This window comes from Fictibacillus gelatini DSM 15865 (assembly GCF_000430745.1).
Lineage (GTDB): Bacteria > Bacillota > Bacilli > Bacillales > Fictibacillaceae > Fictibacillus_A > Fictibacillus_A gelatini.
This window is the reverse complement of the sequence record NZ_AUMP01000006.1, coordinates 111,142-131,186: the sequence shown is the minus strand read 5'-3', so window position 1 is coordinate 131,186 and position 20,045 is coordinate 111,142. Positions and strand designations below refer to the sequence as shown.

The following is a 20,045-nucleotide window of genomic DNA, read 5'->3' as shown; positions in this document are numbered from 1 at the left end:
CCGGGTTCAAAAAAATAATTTTGAGTCATTATAGAAATGGCACTTGCATAAACTAATACCATTAGTTTATATTAAAACTAATGGTATTAGTTTTGGGGAGGAGTAGGGATATGAGAATCACTCGAAAAGAAACCGTTTATCAATTGACGTTTTTGCCGCATTTTTCCCTGTGAACTGCTATTTGGTGGAGGAAGACCACGATTTAACGCTTGTTGATGCGGCACTTCCGTATAGTCTGAAGGGAATTTTACGTGCGGCTGAAACCATTGGAAAACCAATTAAACGAATCGTATTGACTCATGCGCATGACGATCACGTCGGGTCACTTGATGCTCTCAAACAAACACTTTCGGATGTCGCGGTTTACATTTCGCGTCGCGATGCAAGATTAATGGAAGGAGACCGAAGCTTAGATGAAATAGAGCCGAACTCCCCAATCCGAGGCGGAGTCCCGAAAGCATTAAAGACGCGTGCGGACGTATTGCTTCAAGAAGGCGATCGGGTTGGTTCGCTTCTTACTATAGCTTCACCAGGCCACACTCCGGGTTCATGTGCATTTTTTGATACGCGGAATAAGGCACTTATTACAGGTGATGCTTTTCAAACGAGAGGCGGGATTGCTGTATCAGGACAATTCCGCTTCTGGTTTCCGTTTCCTGCATTCGCTACTTGGAATAAGGAAATGGCCTTAGAGAGCGCGTACAAATTACGGGATTTTCATCCGTCCTTACTTGCCACTGGCCATGGGCGGATGTTGGAACAACCAGCTTTAGCCATTGACCGGGCCATTGCCTGCGCCGAACGAAATTTAGAAAAATATGGAACAAAGGAGCAATGAACATGTCCCCAAGAATCGGTCTTGATTTAAATACGATCTTGAAAGCGGCTACGGAAATTGCCGACGCGCATGGCATAGAAGAAGTGACATTAGCTTCATTAGCAAAAAAACTGAATGTTCGATCACCTTCACTATATAATCATATCGATGGATTGCCTGGCTTGCGAAAAAAACTCGCAGTCTATGGTCTTGAACTGCTTTACAGTCAATGGAAGAGGGCGGCTGCGGGACGCTCCGGAGAAGATGCCGTGCACGAAATAGCGAAAGCGTATATAGCATTTGCCCGAACTCATCCCGGGTTGTATGAAGCCACGCTACTTGCGCCGGATAGCTGGGATCATGACGTTCAACGGGCCGGAGGTAAAATGGTTGATTTGGCTCTCGGCGTCCTTAAGGATTTTGAATTAGAAGGCGAGCCTGCTATCCATGCAGTCAGAGGACTGCGCAGTATATTGCATGGGTTCGCTTCACTCGAACAAAAAGGGGGATTTGGACTTCCGCTTGATCTTGATGTAAGCGTTAGACTGATAATCGATACGTTTCTTGCTGGAATACATGCGATAAAGCAAAACGAAAAAAAGTATGCGAAATGAATGTATCGCATTCACACCCAGGGGATGATAGAAAAATTAGGCCTTGATTTAAAAGCGGCCATGATGTACTATGTAACTAACAATTAATGGAAGGGTGACCGAAAGCCAATGATCTACTAATCCTATTTCTTAGAAAACATTCGTTAATCAAACGTTAATTTTTTCTGGATAGGATTAGTATGGGCTTTTTTTATAGGACACAGAGATGTTAGTAGTTCAGTAATACGGGTTTGTTGTGTCTATTTGTCCCTAAATGCCCTAAACTCCTATTCAGTCAAGTGGATAAGGAGGTTTTTTTATGTTGAAAGAAGATAGGGCACCATCTTCAAAAATGTCCGATTTGTTTCGTAATCGGTTTGTTCAGGCCATCCTCATTTCGGGAGTGTTTTTGCAAATCGGCATTTGGATTCGCAATTTTTCCGTCCTGCTATTTGTAACGGAGAAAACAGGCGGTGATCCGTTTGCAATTTCGATGATATATGTTGCCGAATTCGCTCCGATTTTTATTTTTTCATTTATCGGGGGCGCGTTTGCCGATCGCTGGCGTCCGAAACGGACCATGGTCTGGTGCGATATTTTAAGCGCTGTGTCGGTGTTTGCCGTTCTAGCCACATTGATGTTTAGTACGTGGAAAGTCGTGTTCTTTGTAACACTTATTTCGGCCATTTTGTCGCAGTTTTCCCAGCCGTCGGGCATGAAACTGTTTAAACTTCATTTATCAGCGGAACAGATGCAGGCAGGGATGTCGATATATCAAACGATTTTTGCTGTTTTCATGATTCTCGGACCGATGATTGGAACATTAGTGTTTCAGACGTTTGGAATTAATGTAGCCATTGCATTAACAGGCATCGCTTTTCTGTTTTCTGCTGCCTCATTAACTTTTCTGCCGGCGGATCCGAACATCGATAAAGACAAGCCAAAAACGACACTGGTGGAAGAAATGGCTAGTGGGATTCGTTATGTTTTATCAAAGAAAGAGCTTGTTCTTCTGGGCATATGCTTTATCGCAGCCGGGTTAGGAATCGGGCTCATTCAACCGCTGAACATTTTGCTTATAATTGAACGGTTAGGCTTGCATAAGGAAAATTTGCAATGGCTGATGACGGTCAATGGAGCCGGAATGATTTTGGGCGGCGCGTTTGCTATGATGTTTGCGAAAACGGTCGCTCCGCAGAAGCTGTTGGCCCTCGGGATGCTTGTCAATGCAATCGGCATCAGTATTTCCGGTCTATCGACGATCTTATGGCTGACTTTAGTTGCCCAATTTTTCAGCGGGTTGATGCTTCCTTGCATCCAGATTGGAATTAATACGATGATCTTGCAAAATACAGAAAGTGAGTTCGTCGGACGCGTCAACGGTATTTTAAGCCCATTGTTCACAGGCTCAATGGTCGTCACAATGAGCTTGGCAGGCAAATTGAAACAGGACTTCTCACTTGTTGCGATGTATGAAGTGTCAGGCATATTGTTCATTATTGGCATGCTTTTCATATTGCCGTTATTCCGCATGACAGCACAGAAAAAAACGGAAGAGGCAAGTTAGTATAATTAATGAAAAAAGCTGACCTAAAAAGCCATATCAATGTCCAATAGACCGCGTCTCAAGGACAAAAATAAGTGGCGAAGGTAAAATTTTGTCCGTTTGAGCTGTCGGGAATTCTATTTAGTATTGGCAACCTTTTCATAATCTCGTTATTCCGCATGACAGCCTAGAAAAAAATCGAAGAGGTAATTCGCAATTAACAAGAAGCAGATAAGCTTGATATAGCTTATCTGCTTTCTTTTATAGAAGGAAGATTGGTTTGAATTATTCACCAGCGCATTCTATAAAAGAAAAGGATATTAACTTAATTGTTAGAAGAAATAAAAGAATAAACAATCGGGTATAAAAACGGGGGAATTAAAGTGTGTGAAATATTGAATATACAAGTAATACGTAACGAAAATTCTATTGTTCCGTACAATTCCAGCGATTAAAGATATTTCATCTTTTGAAAATCTGCTAAAAGAAAATCATAATCCAAACTTAAAAGGTTGCATCATAACAGGGGATAAAGATCCTTATTATTTGAAGGTACTTGAGTTAATGCCGGTTTTTGAAGCGAATCCTATTCCTTGCAAACTAGTAGTAGAACCAGGACTCGGGCATTTCTTCCCTGAACATTTTCCTGCTTTGCTCCAAACGGCGATAAGTTATTTGGAGAAAACGCCAGAATAAAGCCAATCATCGGGTTGAAAAAATATTAGTTTCGAATACTTATCTTTCGGGTAATTTCAGATTAAATCCATTTCGGAATGAATTGATAAAAAAATTACGAAAGGAAGATAACGATGCTTTGGACCATTTTAGTACTTTTAATTATTCTCTGGTTGCTCGGTTTCTCTTTTCATATTGGGGGAGGATTAATTCACCTTCTTCTTGTCATTGCTCTGATCGTACTTATTGTTCGCCTTGTCCAGGGAACGGGACGAAGATGAATGAATGCCCTAGCTAATAGGATAAAGAGGAGTGCCCTGGAAAAGATTTTTCTTTCTTAGGCACTCCTTATTTGTCAAAACGAGCATAATAACCTTTTAATCCGGGTGTTTTAGTAACAAATAGAAATTCGATGTACGAAAGAAAGGAAGAGGGAAATGGCAACTAATCATAAAATCTATGACCTCATTGGTATAGGTATTGGGCCGTTTAATCTTAGCCTGGCAGCACTGACTGATACTGTTCCAGAAATGAACGCTTTATTTTTTGAACAAAATAAGGAATTTGAATGGCACCCTGGTATGTTGCTAGAAGGCACTGATTTACAATCACCTTTTATAGCGGATTTAGTGACATTTGCCGATCCAACAAGCCAACATACTTTTTTAAATTATTTACATAAACATCATCGCCTCTACCAATTTTACTTTTTTAACCGGTTTGAGATACCGAGGAGAGAATACAACGACTATTGCCAATGGGTAGCATCGAATTTGAAACATTGCCATTTCGGGCATCAAGTTGTTGATATCATTGATCATGATACAGTAGATGAACCTCATTATGAAGTAATGGTTTTAAATAAAGAAACAGATAAGGAAGAGCATTACTTTTCACGTCACCTTGTTTTAGGAACGGGTAGCGTACCACTTATACCAGAGGGAATGCAAGGGCATTCTCAAAAGGATATTCTCCATACGAGCCAGTATCTTTATCGGGAAGAAAATGTGAAAAAAGCAAGTTCCGTAACAGTTGTAGGATCCGGGCAAAGTGCCTCAGAAGTATTTTATGATTTGCTTTTTGACCAAAGAAAACACGGATATCATTTAACCTGGTTCACCCGTTCACCGGGATTTTTCCAAAAAGAAGCGGCGAAGCTTGGAAGGGAAATTTTTTCTCCAGAGTACGTGGAATATTTCCATCGGCAATCGTTTGATGAACGAATGCATGCGCTTGATGAACTGGATCAGTTACGAAATGGAGTGGATCCAGAAACGCTTAAAAAAATCTATCATCTTCTTTATCACCGTTCAATTGATGAGGAATTGGCGGTGACCATTCAACCGCAAACGGAAGTGAATAAAATTGAAAGAAGCAACAAGGGGTATAAGTTGATTTGTCGGGAATCTCGGGAAGATCAAAGTTTTACGTATGAATCGGATAAAGTCATTTTAGCTACCGGTTATAAACCTTTCATCCCGGAATGGCTTGATCGATTTCGCGATAAAATAGAGTGGGAGGATGAAAACAGGTTTAAAGTAACAAAAGATTATCGGATTGTTTTTAAACAAGAACGCCCTTATCATTTGTACACATTAACGAACATAGAGCATTCTCATGGAGCCAGCGCGACTAACCTTGGTCTTTCCGTATTGCGCAATCAAACCATTATTAATTCGGTTGCTGGAAGGGAAGTCTATCCTACTCCTAAGAAAACTGTCTTCCAACAATTCCCGATCGTGAAGTGAGCGCTGAATTTCATGGTCAATACGGGGGATAACAACATAGCTGTCACTTATCGTAATTAAAAGTTACGACTCACCTATTTACAGGAACTTTTTCGGTTCTTAGTACGTTCTATAACAGCTTCGGTGTAATTTCTCCTATAAAATGATTTATTAAAATAGTAAATTATCCGTTTTAAATTAAATTTCAATGGGAAAGGGGATTATAGTAGCTTATAAAAAGGAGAGATAAAATGGAAAACGCCGATCGTCAAGAATGGAAAACACAAAAACCGCAATATAATTACTTGATACCTGATATTCAATCAGAAATGAACCCTCATCCTGAGATAGAAAATGACAATTATATAGGCAGCGGGAAATTAAAAGGGAAAGTCGCTATTATAACGGGCGGCGATAGTGGCATCGGTCAGGCGGTAGCCCTGGCTTATGCTAAAGAAGGAGCAGATGTCGCTATTGTTTATTATGAGGCCCATGGTGATGCGGAAAAAACGAAACGTCTCGTTGAAGAACAAGATCAAAAATGTTTAGCCTTTGCCGGAGATGTAGGTGATGAATATTTCTGTCAACAAGTCGTTAAACAAACAGTGAATCACTTTGGGCGTCTAGATATTCTTGTAAATAATGCAGGAGAGCAACATGTCTGTGAGAAAATTGGAGAGATTACCGCAGAGCAACTTGATCGGACCTTTAGGACAAATGTTTATTCGATGTTTTATTTGACAAAGGCATCAATGAAGCACTTAGGAGAGGGAAGTGCAATCATTAATACAACTTCCATTACCGCTTATCAAGGAAACCCTATCCTTTTAGATTATTCATCGACAAAAGGGGCAATTGTTTCCTTTACCCGGGCATTGTCTCAAAATCAAGAGATTTTAGAAAAAGGTATTCGAGTAAACGGAGTTGCGCCAGGCCCGATATGGACACCTTTAATTCCGGCAACTTTTCCAGAAGACAAGCTGGAAAATTGGGGACAAAACACTCCGATGAAACGCCCGGGGCAACCGAAAGAGCTGGCTCCTGCCTACGTTTTTTTAGCATCGGAAGATTCATCTTATATGTCAGGACAAGTTCTTCACATAAACGGCGGACAAGTCATCAATGGATAGTTTAAGTTAATTATAGCAACGGAGAGGGTGCCTAAAAAGTGATGTTTTTAGGCACTCTCTTTATTCATCAATTTTTTCGCTCATAATGGTCATCCTCATTTCTTTAGTTTCTACAGTTACATCCCCGCCGATAGTATGCTCTTAAACTTTTATTAAATGTTGCCGTAGAAAGGGAAATCTACCTTTGACCTTAAAGATAAAAACTTTTCTACATCTTTTTCCAACCTTCGTATTTTGTCCCCATCAACTAACAAAAGCCGACAAAAGAACGAAGAAAAGATTGGGGGTTTCTGTTACTTTTTAATGGAATTTGTAAAAAACTTTTCGGAATAAAAAAGTTTTATAGGTAAACAATGCGGTAATACAAATAATAGATATTGTCTATTTTTGCTAGAAAGGGGCGGGCGGTTAAAAATGAAGTATAAAGTCAAAGACTGGCTACGACTCACTCCTCGTGAGCGTTACCTTTTATTATTTGCCGTTGCCGTACTTCAAAAAGAGCGACATCGACATCTTCTATCAAATCAATAGTAAGGAGATCAATAAGTGAGCAAAGAAGTGACTAATCTTTCAGAGCAGATTGATAAAGTACGACAAGAAATGTACGAAAGCGCGAAACTATGGCCCTTTCTGATCCCAAACTTATTTCCATAAGCAAGAACCTGGACAATCTCTTAAATGAGTATCATAAATGTATGAAATAAAAAACTTGCGAAAGACCTTCCAGGCAATATCGCAAGTTTTTTGTTGTTCTTATCGGGGTATGGATTCTGGTAGTAAAAGGGTGCTGACAGGCATAAACCGTCTTTTTTAACCCGATTGGAAATCCATTTTCTTCTATCCAAACCCGATAGATGCGGTTATAATTATGGCAGAAGCTTTTAATGAAGGTAGGGTACTAAAATGCTAAAGAACAAAAGGTTCAGTATCCGTTCGAAAATCGTCTTTGGTAATTTAATTGTTGTTCTTTGTTTAGTCATTTCGATTATTGCTGTCAACAACCAGATGGCGTCATTGCAGCGAGAGCGGAATTATATTATACATCATGATCTTACCGTCTATGATTTGACGAGTCGAATTGAAAAACGGTTATTAGATATGGAAACCGGTCAACGGGGGTTTATTATTACGGGCAATAAGGATTACCTTGTGCCTTATAACACGGCAGCATCCAAATGGAAAGATGAATACAGCCAATTATACGATTTGCTGTCGGATAACCCGGGCCAACAAAAAAAATTAGAAGAAATTAAATCAACGATTGAACATTGGATCAATACGTCTGGCGAGCCTACCATACAACTAAAAAAAGCGAATCATACGGAAGAACTGAATCGTTTTTTTAAGACGGATATTGGCCGAAGAGACATGGATCAAATGCGGTCACAATTTGATACGTTCAGAAGCAAGGAAAAGGCGCTGACAAAAGCCCGGGCAGACCGGTTAGACCATCAAAATCTCCTTTTGAAATTTGGCTTATTTGGCTTGCTTCTCCTTCTTTCTATTATATCCATCGCCATTGCTGTCGTCGTTTCCGGCTCGATTGTGAAAACAATTAATGAGGTTGTTCGTACGATTAAACAGATGACTACTTCTAGAGGAAACATTGAAGGTCGCATTCAAGTGAAAACGAAGGATGAAATAAGAGATCTTGGGGAAGCAACCAATGCATTAGTGGAGGTGCTTGCCCAGCGGAATTGGCTGCAGACGAATATTGCTGAAACGATCGCAATGTATCAGGGCATTTCTTCACTAGATGCACTTACGGAAAGATTCGTTACCGGAATTACAAAGGTGACGAATGCTTCATTCGGGGCCCTTTATCTTCGGGAAGAAAAAGGAGAAACGATACGTTATGTAAAAAAAGCCGCTTATGCAGATTCTTTGAACGATGTCGGGAGAGAAAGTTTCATTTTAGGCCAGGGGATGATCGGCCAATGTGCGTTGGAACAGCAAATGCACGTGATAAATGACATCCCCGGCGAGTATCGGTTAATTACATCTGGTTTAGGTGAGATCAGGCCGAGAAACCTATTAATTGCCCCGATCCTTTTGGAAGGAGAGACAATAGCGGTTATTGAAATGGCAAGTCTTCACGAATTTACCGCCCTTGAACAGAGTCTAGTGAGAGAAGTGCTTGATTCATTCGGTCTTGCCATGAACAGTGTGATCGGACGAATGGAAATCGAAAGGCTGTTGAAAGAATCACAGGCGATGACAGAAGAGCTTCAAGCGCAGTCGGAAGAGTTGCAAACGCAATCTGAAGAATTAAATATGCAATCCGAAGAACTGCGCATGATCAACGAACAGCTGGAAGAAAGAACAGAAGAAGCAGAAGAGCGATCACTGGAGCTCGAGAAAGCAAAGGAAGAGCTCGAAGAAAAAGCGAGACAGCTTACACTTAGCTCAAAGTACAAATCCGAATTTATGGCGAACATGTCGCATGAATTGCGCACCCCGCTTAATAGCATTCTAATTCTTTCCGAAATGCTTGCGGAAAATACGAGCGGCAGTCTGACAGAGGAAGAGGCGGAATTTGCCCGCGTCATTCATTCATCTGGCAAAGACCTTCTTTCATTAATTAATGATATTCTTGATTTATCGAAGGTGGAAGCCGGAAAGCTCGACATGATGTTCAACGAAATGAACATGAGCGAGCTGCCAGTGCAACTCGAACGCAATTTTTCCCATATCGCAAAGCAAAAAGGCCTGGAATTTAGCATTATGAAAGATTCGAACGTGCCGGATATTTTCCATACCGACGAAAAAAGGTTCCAGCAAATTATGAAAAACTTATTGTCGAATGCCTTTAAATTTACCGAATCCGGTTCCGTTTCTGTGACCATTCGCCAGGCGGAAGAATCTCACGTTGACAGGTGGCTAACGACAAAAGGTGCTGAATACTGGCTGGAAATTGCGGTAAAAGACACCGGGATCGGCATCCCAAAGGATAAGCAAGGATTGGTTTTTGAAGCATTCCAGCAGGCGGATGGTGCAACGGTTAGGAAATATGGCGGAACGGGTCTTGGTTTATCGATTTGTCGTGAGTTTGTTCATTTGCTTGGGGGACGAATTATTCTACAAAGCGAAGAAGGAAAAGGAAGTACATTCATCCTTTATCTCCCGAGCCTTCCAAATGGCATGGCGCACAGGGATGAACCTGTTGAAACTGCGGTCGAAGTTGCGGCAGCGGAATTGTCCGAAATGGAAATGAGAGAAGTAGGGGCAAGTATTTTTAATGATGAAACTTCATTTGCTCTGCCAGCTGAAAGCAGTGTCTTTAAAGGTAAAAATGTTTTGATCGTAGATGATGATAACCGGAATATTTTTGCTTTAAAGACGGCACTTCAAAATGAAGGCATGAATATTGTTATTGCGAATAACGGAATCGAATGTCTTAATATTATTAAAGAAAAACAAGACTTTGATATCATTTTAATGGATATTATGATGCCAGTTATGGACGGTTATGAAACGATGCGGAAAATTCGCGGGAATCCATCATTTGAAGATTTACCTATTATCGCTTTAACAGCAAAAGCAATGAGAAATGACAGAGAAAAGTGTCTTGAAGCAGGTGCGTCAGATTATATTAGTAAGCCATTAGAATTAGAGCAGCTTTTTTCTGTGATGCGTGTATGGCTAACAAGATAGGTGGTATTGACGTAAAATGGATGATAAATATTGGGGAATTGAAGATGAAGTCGAAGACAATCTTACAAAAAGCATAGAAATTGAATTGTTGCTAGAGGGGATCTATCGTTTATCGGGCTTTGATTTCCGGCAATATATGCGTTCTTCCATTTGGCGTCGAATCCAGAACCGGATGAGGCTGGATAAAATCCCGACCGTCACCCGTTTACTAGAAAAGGCTGTTCATGAGCCGGGCTATATTGATGTGTTATTGAATGATTTTTCGATCAATGTAACGGAAATGTTTCGGGACCCGCATTTTTTCTATTCGTTTCGGAAAAAAGTCGTTCCGCATTTGCGGGATCTTCCAGAAATACGCATCTGGCACGCGGGCTGCGCAACAGGCGAAGAAGTATTTTCGATGGCGATTTTAATGGAAGAAGAGGGATTAAGCCATAAGACAAAAATATATGCAACCGATATGAATGAAAACGTTTTGGAAAAAGCGAAGCGCGGTATATTTCCATTAAGCAAAATGCAGACGTACACGAAAAATTATATGCAAGCCGGCGGGACGCATGCGTTTTCCGAATACTATACAACGGATTTTAAAAACGCCTATTTTAACTCGTCCCTCAAGGACAATATCATCTTTTTTCAACATAATCTTGTGACAGATCAATCGTTTAACGAATTTCATGTCATCATTTGCCGGAATGTATTAATCTATTTTACAGCCGTTTTGCAGAATCAAGTCCATGAATTGTTTTATGAAAGTTTGTGTCCGGGCGGCTTTCTTGGATTAGGGGACAAGGAGTCGATCCGCTTTGCCGAACGTACAGGCTCTTATTCAGAGTTTAACGGAGCAGAACGGATCTATAGAAAGATTTAAACAAGAAGAGGGTAGTAGTTTTTAAAGGCTATTACCCTCTATTTTGTTACCTGGGCTTTAATCATAACGATGCACATATCATCAGGTTGATTCGCATGCTGATCTTCGGGGAGGACTAGATGGATGGGGGAGTCGATCGCTTCCCATTTTTGCGCTGCGAGGGTCCGGAGTCTATCCAGCATCTGTTCTTCCTCAGTTCCATTTGCTTCAATGACGCCATCAGTAAAGAGAAGCAGCTGGATTTCGTTTTCATAATGAATGACTGATTTATGAACATCGATTTGCTCAAAGAAGCCGACGGCGGAGCTGCCACGTTCAAGTGATAGCAATGTTTTTCCGTCGACGAAAACATAACCAGGCGGATGGCCGGCATTTACATATTCAACAGTTTTCTTTTCCGTATCAATGACTAAGTAAATGGCTGTAAAATAGTAATTCGTAAAGTTTTTTGGATTGTAAAGAAGCGTCATATAACGATTCAATTCTTTAATGACAAGCACTGGATCGACATGCCGCTTTATTGATTCTCTTAAAACGGAAGAAATAAACATGCAAACGAGCGAAGAGGAAAGGCCGTGCCCCATCATATCAAACAATATAACCGCATAACGGTGATCATCTATCTTATTCCAGTAATACATATCCCCGGCCAGTTTAAACGACGGCAAATGAGAAACCTGTATTTGGATATTTTTTTCTTTTAAAGGGGGATTAAGCAAGCTTCTTTGTACTTGTGTGGCTAAATCCAGTTCAGTCCGGAGTTTTTCTTCTTGTTGATCGTGCCAATCTTTTTCATACTTTAAGCGGAGTGCTACCCGGATGCGGGCGAGCAGCTCTATTTTATTAATCGGCTTGGTGATGTAATCCATTCCGCCTACATCAAGCGCTTCAGCCAGTATATTCATATCTTCCAGAGCGGTTATGAAAATGACTGGAACGTCTTTCAGCCGCTCTACCTGTTGAATCCTCCGGCATGCTTCGATACCGTCGATTTCAGGCATCATAATATCAAGCAAGATGAGATCAACAGGAACGTAGTTCGGATCACTGGAATCAAGTTGAAGATAATCAAAAAGTTCAACCGCCGACTTGAGCGGCACACAGTTTGAATAACCTGCGTTTCTTAATATTTTTTCTATAACAAAAAGATTGACGGGATTATCGTCAACTAGAAGAATAGACATATAATTGGTTTCTCCTTTTAACATACCTTGTTCTATTATTATACTAAATATGTAGAAAAAATGGTATTTGTTTGAATCTTAAGCATGTTTAAGATTCAAAAAGGTGGATAAAATGAAAACTATAAAAAGACATCTTGACATTTTTCCAACAAATGAATATATTATGCTTAAATCAATATATGAAGAAAAACGTTGAAGAGGATTAGTAAAATGCCTCCGTCTCTTTCAGAGAGGAAATTGGGTGCTGAGAGATTTCCAGAGACCGCATTTGAACCTGCCTTGGAGTTCGGTATCGAAAAAGATACTAGCGGAATTGCTCCGTTATCAAAAAAGAGTGTACGGCGATTGCTGTAAACAAGGGTGGTACCACCAGACCTCGGTCCCTTATTGGGGATGGGGTCTTTTTTGTTTTAAGAAACAATTAGCTCTTAAAAATGCGGGTAACTGGAATCGGAAATTCGCCGATTTCGACTACACGGGAATCCTTGCCTCTGGCCTGTGGACAAAGTTGCCAGCAATATTGTTCGTTTAAACAGTTAATCTCCCGCTACAAGAAAAAGAAAGGATGAGATCCATGTCAAAAGAAAAGAAATTTGTTGAAGAAATAACGGCAATGGAAGACGATTTTGCCCAGTGGTATACCGATGTCGTGAAAAAAGCAGATCTTGTTGATTATGCTTCCGTCCGCGGCTCGATGATTATCCGCCCGTACGGGTATGCGATCTGGGAAAATATTCGTGATGTACTTGATCAAAAAATTAAAGAAACGGGTCATGAAAATGTCTATATGCCGCTCTTTATCCCTGAGAGCTTATTGCAAAAAGAAAAGGATCATATTGAAGGTTTTGCGCCGGAAGTAGCCTGGGTGACCCATGGCGGCTCTGAGGAATTGGCTGAACGTCTTTGTGTCCGTCCTACGTCTGAAGTGTTGTTCTGTGAGCACTATGCTGACATTATTCATTCCTATCGTGATTTGCCTAAGCTTTATAACCAATGGAGCAACGTTGTTCGCTGGGAGAAAACGACAAGGCCGTTTTTACGCTCTCTTGAATTCCTCTGGCAAGAAGGCCATACGTGTCATGCGACGGAAGAAGATGCAAGCGAAGAAACAGAGCGCATGCTTGAAGTATATGCAACGGTCTGTGAAGAGTATTTAGCGATTCCTGTTATACGCGGGAAAAAGACGGAGAAAGAAAAGTTTGCCGGCGCGAATTTCACGCTTACAATCGAAAGCTTAATGCATGATGGAAAAGCGTTGCAAAGCGGCACGTCCCATTATTTAGGTACAGGCTTTGCCGAAGCGTTCGGCATTCAATATACGGACAAAAACGGCAAGCTTCAGTATGTTCACCAGACGTCATGGGGGATTACGACAAGATTAATCGGTGCCTTAATTATGGTTCATGGCGACAACCGCGGCCTTGTCCTTCCGCCAAAAATTGCGCCGACACAGGTGATGATCGTTCCGATTGCCCAGCATAAAGAAGGGGTTCTTGATAAAGCATATGAATTAAAAGATCAACTTAAAAAGCTTGCAAGAGTAGGAATTGACGCGAGTGACAAAACGCCAGGCTGGAAGTTCAGTGAATCCGAAATGAAAGGAATCCCGCTTCGGTTAGAAATTGGTCCAAAAGATATCGAGAAAGGACAAGTTGTTCTCGTTCGCCGGGATACCAATGAAAAAACGATGGTCGCAATGAGCGAGCTAGAAGCGAAGATCCCTGCCATTCTCGAAGACATTCAGGCGAAGTTATTTGAAAAGGCGAAAAGCCATCGTGAAAAGAAAACGAGCGTGGCGAAAAACATGGACGAATTCAAAAGCCGTTTAGCCGACAATCCGGGCTTCATCAAAGCAATGTGGTGCGGAGACTTAGCTTGCGAGAACTACATTAAGGATGAAACAGCAGCCACTTCACGTTGTATTCCATTTGAACAAGAAAAAGTAGCCGACACCTGCGTTTGTTGCGAAAAAGAAGCAAAGCATTTAGTCTATTGGGCGAAAGCATACTAAAAAATCGTTCAATCAAACGTTTGATTAACGCATTTGTTTGTAAGAAAGGACCATCCATAAGTCAATTCGCTTATGGATGGTCCTTTGGCATTTATTCAAATGTTTGCGGTTAGTCAGTGATTTTTAATAAAACATCAAAATTATGTTAAATTTATACAATCGGAACTAGAGGAAAGAAAAGTAATGGCCGCAAGATAAGAGATTGTCCGGTTAAACTTCAAAAAATTGAACAGGAATTTAATATATCATCGCAAGCAGCGAAGTGGCACAAAAAGATTGGCTTTTGTCAAAAAAGATGACAAAAGCCTTCTTTTACAATTAAAGGATCGTTGCGGTTGGAAAGAATGTTGCATGTGCTTTATCCGGACTTTCAAACCATTCAGCTATTTTATCCGCAAGCTCCTGGTCGTTCGCTCCTTGAAGTAGTTGTCCTACTACATGTTCGGGGAGGGGCTTCGTCATCGCGTTTGTCCATTCCGTCACTTCTTTTACGAATGGCCTCGCTCGTTTCCAATAATCTTCACCCAGCTGTTCGTTCCAGGCTGAATGTTTATAATCGATAATGGTTTCGTATAATTGTTCTGCGCAATAGGATGATAGATTGCACCCTTGACCGGTTATCGGGTCATTTAAAAATACGCTATCACCGCATCCTATGACTGGCTTGTTGTGAACGGTCAGGTAAGGTTTTCGTATCGTCGGTGTAATCGCAATTTGGAGAAAGCCGTTTTTATCACATAAAGTGAACTGATCTTCGATAATCCGATTATAAATCGCCGGGAAGAACGTTTTCACTGTACGTTTCATTTGCTCCGTAAACGCTTCTGCACTCTTTATGCCTTTAAATTCATCCAACTCGCCGTCTGGAACGGCCATAATAAATAAAATGGCGACAGGGCCGTGTTCAGTTTTTGCAGGTATTTCAAACATTTCCCCTTTTCCCGGAAGAACCGTCACGTTGACACCAGGAGGGTTTAAAGGCTCTACTCCTAAAAAGTACCCGACAATACACTTTCGCTGGGGAGCGTTAAATGGTGATAGCTCCTCATCAATTGGAAATGGGAAAAGCGGACCTGATTTTCCCGTACAATCGATTAAAAGGTCAAAATCGCGGACTAAAGCTTCGGCCTGGTCTTTAGACACCTTTTCTTGCCGGAAAGAGACGCCATTTTTCATAAGATCATTCATGCAATCGGAGTAATACAAACGCTGGTCCACAGATAAGGCGGGCTCTTTCAGCATTCCTGTAAAAAGCTTTTGCTCGCCTATGGTAATATGGATGCTCTTAAGAAGATTCTTTTCATCCCATTTTGGCATGTGGAAGCGTTTTTCACGCTCTCTCGTTGGGCCGAAATGTACCTGGGTGGACATGACTCGCCCGTTTCGAATTTCATCCGCTGATCGCTGATGAATCATTGTAACATTAAAGTGTTCTTTTAATGCATAAGCCAAAATCAGGCCTGCTGTACCGCTTCCAACTATTCCAATACGCTTCTTCATTGAATCGCCCCTTTAGTCTCCCCGATGTAGAGGGGAACAGATAGTGAATAAACAATTTTCAGTTTATTTTGTAAGTGAAGCCTTGTAAATAGTGCTTTAGGAGGAGAAATAGAAAAGGACTTGTGCCGATTGACACAAGCCTTTAAATCTTTTTTTACCGCCAATATGTGGAGTTTTTCTCCATTTCTGCCCATTCATCCTGCAAAATGCTCATCATGATTCGATCAAATTGTTGGCCATCACGCAAAACGGCGCTTCTCATTCGCCCTTCCTCTTTGAACCCCACTTTCTTGTACGCTTCGATCGCGGAATGGTTGTAAGAAATGACATCAAGACCGACCCGGTTGAGATTTAATTCGTAAAAGGCATAACGAAGGATGAGCCTTAACGCATCTGTCCCATAGCCTTTTCCCCTGTTATTCGGCTCCCCTATCCCAATAGCGAGCTTACCGGCTCGATTGTTCCATTCAATGCCAAAGAGGGCGACAAAGCCGATCAGGCGGTCATCTTCAAGGGACCTTAGTTTGAATTCAATTGATGAAGAACCCTGGACTCTTGCCCGTTCATGTTCCCGCAATGTATCCACTGATTGAGGGATGGAAAAATCAGTATCCATTCTTCTTAAGTAATCACCGTCTTCTTGCCATTTGGCCATCTCTTCTACATCCGTAGGCCTCGTTGCAGATAATTTAACGAAATTGCCTTTAAATAGATCCTTTATTTTTAAATTCATTTTATAAGCCCCTTTTGTAAAGTTTTGCAAGGGGAGCGTTTAATCCATTGAATTACCATCCCCTTATTTCAAGGCAGGAAACAATAGTGGACTAACTGCAATCAACATAGGCGCATCTCCTTTTTTTGGAATATATCCACTATATAATAGTCGCTAAATTCAGTCAAATAATTTTAAAACGATACAATTCTGTTAAAAGAATGAGTGCTTTACAGTCTTTTTTCTGTCTAAAACATGGTAAACTATCAATAATAGATTTTAATTGATATTCATTATAAAAAAAGTCTAAAAGAGTGAGACTTTTAAATAAAAGAGAGGTCAGGAAAAATGATTGAACAATACACATCGATAAACAAAAAGCTAGATGAATTATTTAATGGCCATCCGGCAGCGGATGAAAAACTTCGCCAGGCGAGCAAGTTTATGGACGCGGTTAAGGAATTGATCGAATTGTGCGGGGATGACCCTTATCGTGATGGGCTTCAGGAGACCCCTTATCGGGTACTTAAGGCATTTTTAGAATATACTGAAGGGTATCGGGAAGATCCGAAAGCGCATTTGGAAAAAACGTTTGAAGTCGACCATCGTGAATTAGTGCTGGTAAAAAACATTGAGTTCCACTCTCTCTGTGAGCACCACTTTGCTCCTTTTTATGGAGTGGCGCATGTCGGTTATATTCCAAACGAAAAAATTACCGGGTTATCCAAAATCGCCCGAATGGTTGAAGGATATGCAAAACGTTTCCAGGTGCAAGAACGCCTTACAACGCAAATTGCAGAAGCCGTCGAAGAAATCCTTGAACCAAAAGGGACGATGGTCGTTATCGAAGCAAAGCATATGTGCATGTGCGGTCGAGGGGTTAAAAAATCAAATGCAATGACAACAACGTCATCTGTACGTGGACTATTCTCTGACCGGTCCGACTTAAGAAGCGAGTTTTTATCCCTTTTACAGCGATAGTACGCCGTTACTTTTAGTAATGAACTATAAATCTCTATTTAGAGGTGATAACGTGAGACATGCCATTATAACTGCTGGTACAAAAGGGCTCGGCAAGATGGTCACGAAACGGTTGCTGGAAAAAGGCTGCTCTGTTACAGTGAATTATCGCAGTGATCTTGAAGCCGTCAGCCGTGTAAAAGAAGAATGGAGCCTTTATGAAGAACGTTTGCACTTTGTTCAAGGGGATGTGACGAAAAAAGAAGATGTCATAAAGATCGTTCAAAAAGCTATGGAACGGTTCGGGCGAATTGATTATCTCATAACGAACGCCGGCCCTTTTGTCTTTGAGCGAAAAAAATTAATCGACTATGAGGACAAAGAATGGTATGAGATGATCGAAGGGAACTTAAGCTCCGTTTTCCATTTCTTTAAATCGGCCATTCCGATTATGAGAAAACAGAAATTCGGCAGAGTGGTTACTTACGGTTTCCAGGATGCGGACAATGCCCCGGGGTGGATGTATCGCTCAGCGTTCAGTGCAGCGAAGGTAGGGCTCGTCTCCCTTACAAGAACGGTTGCACTGGAAGAAGCCGAGCACGGAATAACCGTCAACATGGTATGTCCTGGAGATATCCGCGGACAGATGAAAGAAGCAAGCATTAAAGAAGCGAAACAAAAGAAAGAGAATGTAACTCCAATTGGGCGTTCGGGGACCGGGGAAGACATCGCCAGAGTCATTGCCTTTTTATGCGAAGATGATTCTGATATGATTACCGGCAGCGTCATTCCGGTGACAGGAGGTCTCGATGTGATCAACCGGCATCGAAATTAATTATGATTGGGGGATGTAAATGCAATTCATAAATTGGTTTTATATCGCGTTATTTTTCTTAATGGCCGCGGCAATTGTACTTATCCTGTACAATCGTGTCATAAAGAAAAAGAACATCTCGAACGTTTACACTCCTTTCGATTATATAACTGGACAAAGTAAGGTTGAATTTCATGAGGAAAAGGACGAGCGAGGAGCGTATAATGACGCTGGTGATGATAAGGATAAGAACAAAAGGAAGGCATGAGTTTTCTCTGCTTTTTCAAGGCTTGAAGCAAGTGAATATGTCTTCTACCCGAGCCGTTTTCAGCAAAAAGTGAAAAAAATTACGCCTGGAGCATAGTTTCCAGGCGTTTTTGCTCTTTTTAAAAATGCTTATTGTCCGATTCTAGTGTTTTATTGTCCGAATGAAACGATTTGTTTTCCAATTCCCGCTGTTTATTTTCCAAACTTGTGAACTTATTGTCTGAATGAAGAAATTTATTGTCTAAACGGTAAATCAAAAAAGAGTATGCAATTTCAAATGAAATAACTAAATTTTATATGCAACTAAATTCGTGAGAAACACTGATATTTCTATGCGCTCATGAATAACTATGTAGCAACGAATAAGAATAACTCCAGAGCTTCCTTTGTCAGCCCTTAGTGACTTGATTTTAGGTTGGAACGTATCTTGCATTGTTATTGAGGAATAAAGGGTAAATTGGAGGAAAACGAATGAGCGTCGAACAAATGAGTCAAGCGGAAAAGAATGATGGACACAAGTCTTGCCCCATTGATTATAATCGTCGAGTTTTTAAGCCGGTAAAAAATGGTGGGCGATCTGCGGAAACGGTCTTTTTCTACAGACAAGAAGGCCCTGTTGTGTATGCCTCCTATAACGGAGGAGATATTTTGCATGGTACATTAGTCGGGATCGTTAACGCAGATGGCTCGCTTCAATTTCGGTATCATCACATTAACCAGCGGTTTCAGCTTCGGAGCGGAACGTGTACATCGACTTTTCAAATGCTGCGTGATGGCCGGCTTCGCCTATACGAAAAATGGAACTGGCTTGATGAAGATAGGGCTGAGGGCGAGTCGATATTGGAAGAAGTGAAGCATACTAGTTTATCGCCCTATGTCTCTAAAGCATATGTATAAGTTTAAAAAGGAAGCACTAAACGGGTTAACCTGTGCGAGTGCTTCCTTTTTCTATTTCTTCAATTATCGTTTTCTCCTTATTTTTTCTTAAAAATAAATAGAGTCCAAAAATAACAATAAGCCCGCCGATGATTTGAAAAACTGTCATTCTTTCATTCAACAAAAGAAACGCCAATAGGCTTGCCCCGATCGGTTCGCCAAGTATGCTCATCGATATCGTTGTAGCGCCCGTATATTGCAGAAGCCAGTTGAACAGAAGGTGGCCGAACACCGTTGGAACGACGGTAAGCAAGGCGAAAATCCCCCATTCCCGCAAAGGATAATTCACCATCGTAATCCCCATGGCTAAATTATAGATGGCAAACACAATCGCTGCTGCTAAAAACACAAGCAGACTATACAAATATGACGGAAGTTGAAGAAGCAAGCGCTGGCTCATTAACATATGGATGGAAATCGCAATGGTGCCTAAAATTAAGAGAATGTCCCCGATCATATGGCGATCGGATAAACCAATATCCCCCCAGCCGACGAGAATGGAACCGATCATAGCAATGCCCATCCCGGCTTTTGCCGGAGTGCTTGTTCTCTCTTTAAAAAAAACAAAGGTGCCGGCCATGACAAAAACCGGCTGCAATGCCATAAGAATGGTAGAGCTGGCGACGGTTGTGTAGTTTAATCTTTACT

Annotated in this window: 19 protein-coding genes, 1 pseudogene and 1 other annotated feature; of the genes and pseudogenes, 16 read left to right on the top strand and 4 right to left on the bottom strand. The window is 41.1% G+C overall.

What is annotated here, in order from left to right:
- The first annotated feature begins 110 nt into the window (after nt 1-110).
- The 10 genes and pseudogenes from H538_RS23535 (at nt 111) to H538_RS0110060 (ending at nt 11,013) form a co-directional block, all read left to right on the top strand.
- Nucleotides 111-838 (top strand): annotated as a pseudogene (locus H538_RS23535) (MBL fold metallo-hydrolase).
- Nucleotides 839-840: 2 nt separating this feature from the next.
- The gene (locus tag H538_RS0110100; protein ID WP_026677492.1) at nt 841-1,431 is read left to right on the top strand and encodes a TetR/AcrR family transcriptional regulator; all 591 of its coding nucleotides are present in this window, start codon (nt 841-843) and stop codon (nt 1,429-1,431) included.
- Between the two features lie 298 nt (nt 1,432-1,729).
- Nucleotides 1,730-2,977, top strand: a complete 1,248-nt coding sequence (locus H538_RS0110095) for an MFS transporter (protein WP_026677491.1) — start codon at nt 1,730-1,732, stop codon at nt 2,975-2,977.
- Nucleotides 2,978-3,385: 408 nt separating this feature from the next.
- Entirely contained in the window at nt 3,386-3,652 is a 267-nt protein-coding gene (locus tag H538_RS0110090; protein ID WP_026677490.1) for an alpha/beta hydrolase, read from the top strand.
- Nucleotides 3,653-3,765: 113 nt separating this feature from the next.
- The gene (locus tag H538_RS26080) at nt 3,766-3,912 is read left to right on the top strand and encodes a lmo0937 family membrane protein (RefSeq protein ID WP_154657945.1); all 147 of its coding nucleotides are present in this window, start codon (nt 3,766-3,768) and stop codon (nt 3,910-3,912) included.
- A 156-nt stretch (nt 3,913-4,068) separates the two neighbouring features.
- On the top strand, nt 4,069-5,379 hold the full coding sequence (locus tag H538_RS0110080; RefSeq protein ID WP_026677489.1) for a lysine N(6)-hydroxylase/L-ornithine N(5)-oxygenase family protein: 1,311 nt from the start codon (nt 4,069-4,071) through the stop codon (nt 5,377-5,379).
- Nucleotides 5,380-5,609: 230 nt separating this feature from the next.
- Nucleotides 5,610-6,488: an SDR family oxidoreductase gene (locus H538_RS0110075; protein ID WP_026677488.1), complete on the top strand. Its 879-nt coding sequence runs from the start codon at nt 5,610-5,612 to the stop codon at nt 6,486-6,488.
- A gap of 620 nt (nt 6,489-7,108) precedes the next feature.
- Complete coding sequence (locus tag H538_RS27105; protein ID WP_081412621.1) at nt 7,109-7,192, top strand: aspartyl-phosphate phosphatase Spo0E family protein; 84 nt, start codon at nt 7,109-7,111, stop codon at nt 7,190-7,192.
- Nucleotides 7,193-7,391: 199 nt separating this feature from the next.
- A complete protein-coding gene (locus tag H538_RS0110065; protein ID WP_026677487.1) occupies nt 7,392-10,142 on the top strand; it encodes a CHASE3 domain-containing protein in 2,751 nt (916 codons plus the stop codon).
- Nucleotides 10,143-10,158: 16 nt separating this feature from the next.
- Entirely contained in the window at nt 10,159-11,013 is an 855-nt protein-coding gene (locus tag H538_RS0110060) for a CheR family methyltransferase (RefSeq protein WP_026677486.1), read from the top strand.
- Nucleotides 11,014-11,051: 38 nt separating this feature from the next.
- Here the strand turns inward: H538_RS0110060 and H538_RS0110055 are convergent, their stop codons facing one another.
- On the bottom strand, nt 11,052-12,197 hold the full coding sequence (locus H538_RS0110055; RefSeq protein WP_026677485.1) for a SpoIIE family protein phosphatase: 1,146 nt from the start codon (nt 12,195-12,197) through the stop codon (nt 11,052-11,054).
- A 183-nt stretch (nt 12,198-12,380) separates the two neighbouring features.
- Nucleotides 12,381-12,585: a binding site (T-box leader), on the top strand.
- A 186-nt stretch (nt 12,586-12,771) separates the two neighbouring features.
- Here H538_RS0110055 and proS point away from each other — a divergent pair.
- Nucleotides 12,772-14,208, top strand: coding sequence for a proline--tRNA ligase (gene proS / locus H538_RS0110040; protein ID WP_026677483.1), 1,437 nt, complete (start codon nt 12,772-12,774; stop codon nt 14,206-14,208).
- A gap of 318 nt (nt 14,209-14,526) precedes the next feature.
- Here proS and H538_RS0110035 read toward each other — a convergent pair whose 3' ends face one another.
- Both H538_RS0110035 and H538_RS0110030 read right to left on the bottom strand, forming a co-directional pair.
- Nucleotides 14,527-15,708, bottom strand: a complete 1,182-nt coding sequence (locus H538_RS0110035; protein ID WP_026677482.1) for a styrene monooxygenase/indole monooxygenase family protein — start codon at nt 15,706-15,708, stop codon at nt 14,527-14,529.
- A 154-nt stretch (nt 15,709-15,862) separates the two neighbouring features.
- Complete coding sequence (locus tag H538_RS0110030) at nt 15,863-16,441, bottom strand: GNAT family N-acetyltransferase (RefSeq protein ID WP_026677481.1); 579 nt, start codon at nt 16,439-16,441, stop codon at nt 15,863-15,865.
- A gap of 327 nt (nt 16,442-16,768) precedes the next feature.
- On the opposite strand from H538_RS0110030, the gene folE reads away from it, so the two are divergent.
- The 4 genes from folE to H538_RS23530 all read left to right on the top strand — a co-directional run bounded on the left by folE (nt 16,769) and on the right by H538_RS23530 (nt 19,358).
- Entirely contained in the window at nt 16,769-17,401 is a 633-nt protein-coding gene (folE, locus tag H538_RS0110025) for a GTP cyclohydrolase I FolE (RefSeq protein WP_026677480.1), read from the top strand.
- Nucleotides 17,402-17,420: 19 nt separating this feature from the next.
- Nucleotides 17,421-18,215, top strand: coding sequence for an SDR family oxidoreductase (locus tag H538_RS0110020; protein ID WP_169729202.1), 795 nt, complete (start codon nt 17,421-17,423; stop codon nt 18,213-18,215).
- A 19-nt stretch (nt 18,216-18,234) separates the two neighbouring features.
- Complete coding sequence (locus tag H538_RS0110015; protein WP_035350511.1) at nt 18,235-18,462, top strand: DUF3951 domain-containing protein; 228 nt, start codon at nt 18,235-18,237, stop codon at nt 18,460-18,462.
- A gap of 470 nt (nt 18,463-18,932) precedes the next feature.
- Nucleotides 18,933-19,358: an avidin-fold protein gene (locus H538_RS23530; protein WP_245595218.1), complete on the top strand. Its 426-nt coding sequence runs from the start codon at nt 18,933-18,935 to the stop codon at nt 19,356-19,358.
- 25 nt (nt 19,359-19,383) lie between these two features.
- On the opposite strand, the gene H538_RS23525 is transcribed toward H538_RS23530, so the two are convergent.
- On the bottom strand, nt 19,384-19,908 hold the full coding sequence (locus H538_RS23525) for a DMT family transporter (RefSeq protein ID WP_161627200.1): 525 nt from the start codon (nt 19,906-19,908) through the stop codon (nt 19,384-19,386).
- On the opposite strand from H538_RS23525, the gene H538_RS26370 reads away from it, so the two are divergent.
- Nucleotides 19,895-20,032 carry a hypothetical protein gene (locus H538_RS26370; RefSeq protein ID WP_161627199.1) on the top strand — a complete coding sequence of 46 codons (138 nt, stop codon included), beginning with the start codon at nt 19,895-19,897 and terminating at the stop codon, nt 20,030-20,032. The two genes, H538_RS23525 and H538_RS26370, sit on opposite strands and share 14 nt — an antisense overlap.
- The last annotated feature ends 13 nt before the right edge of the window (nt 20,033-20,045 follow it).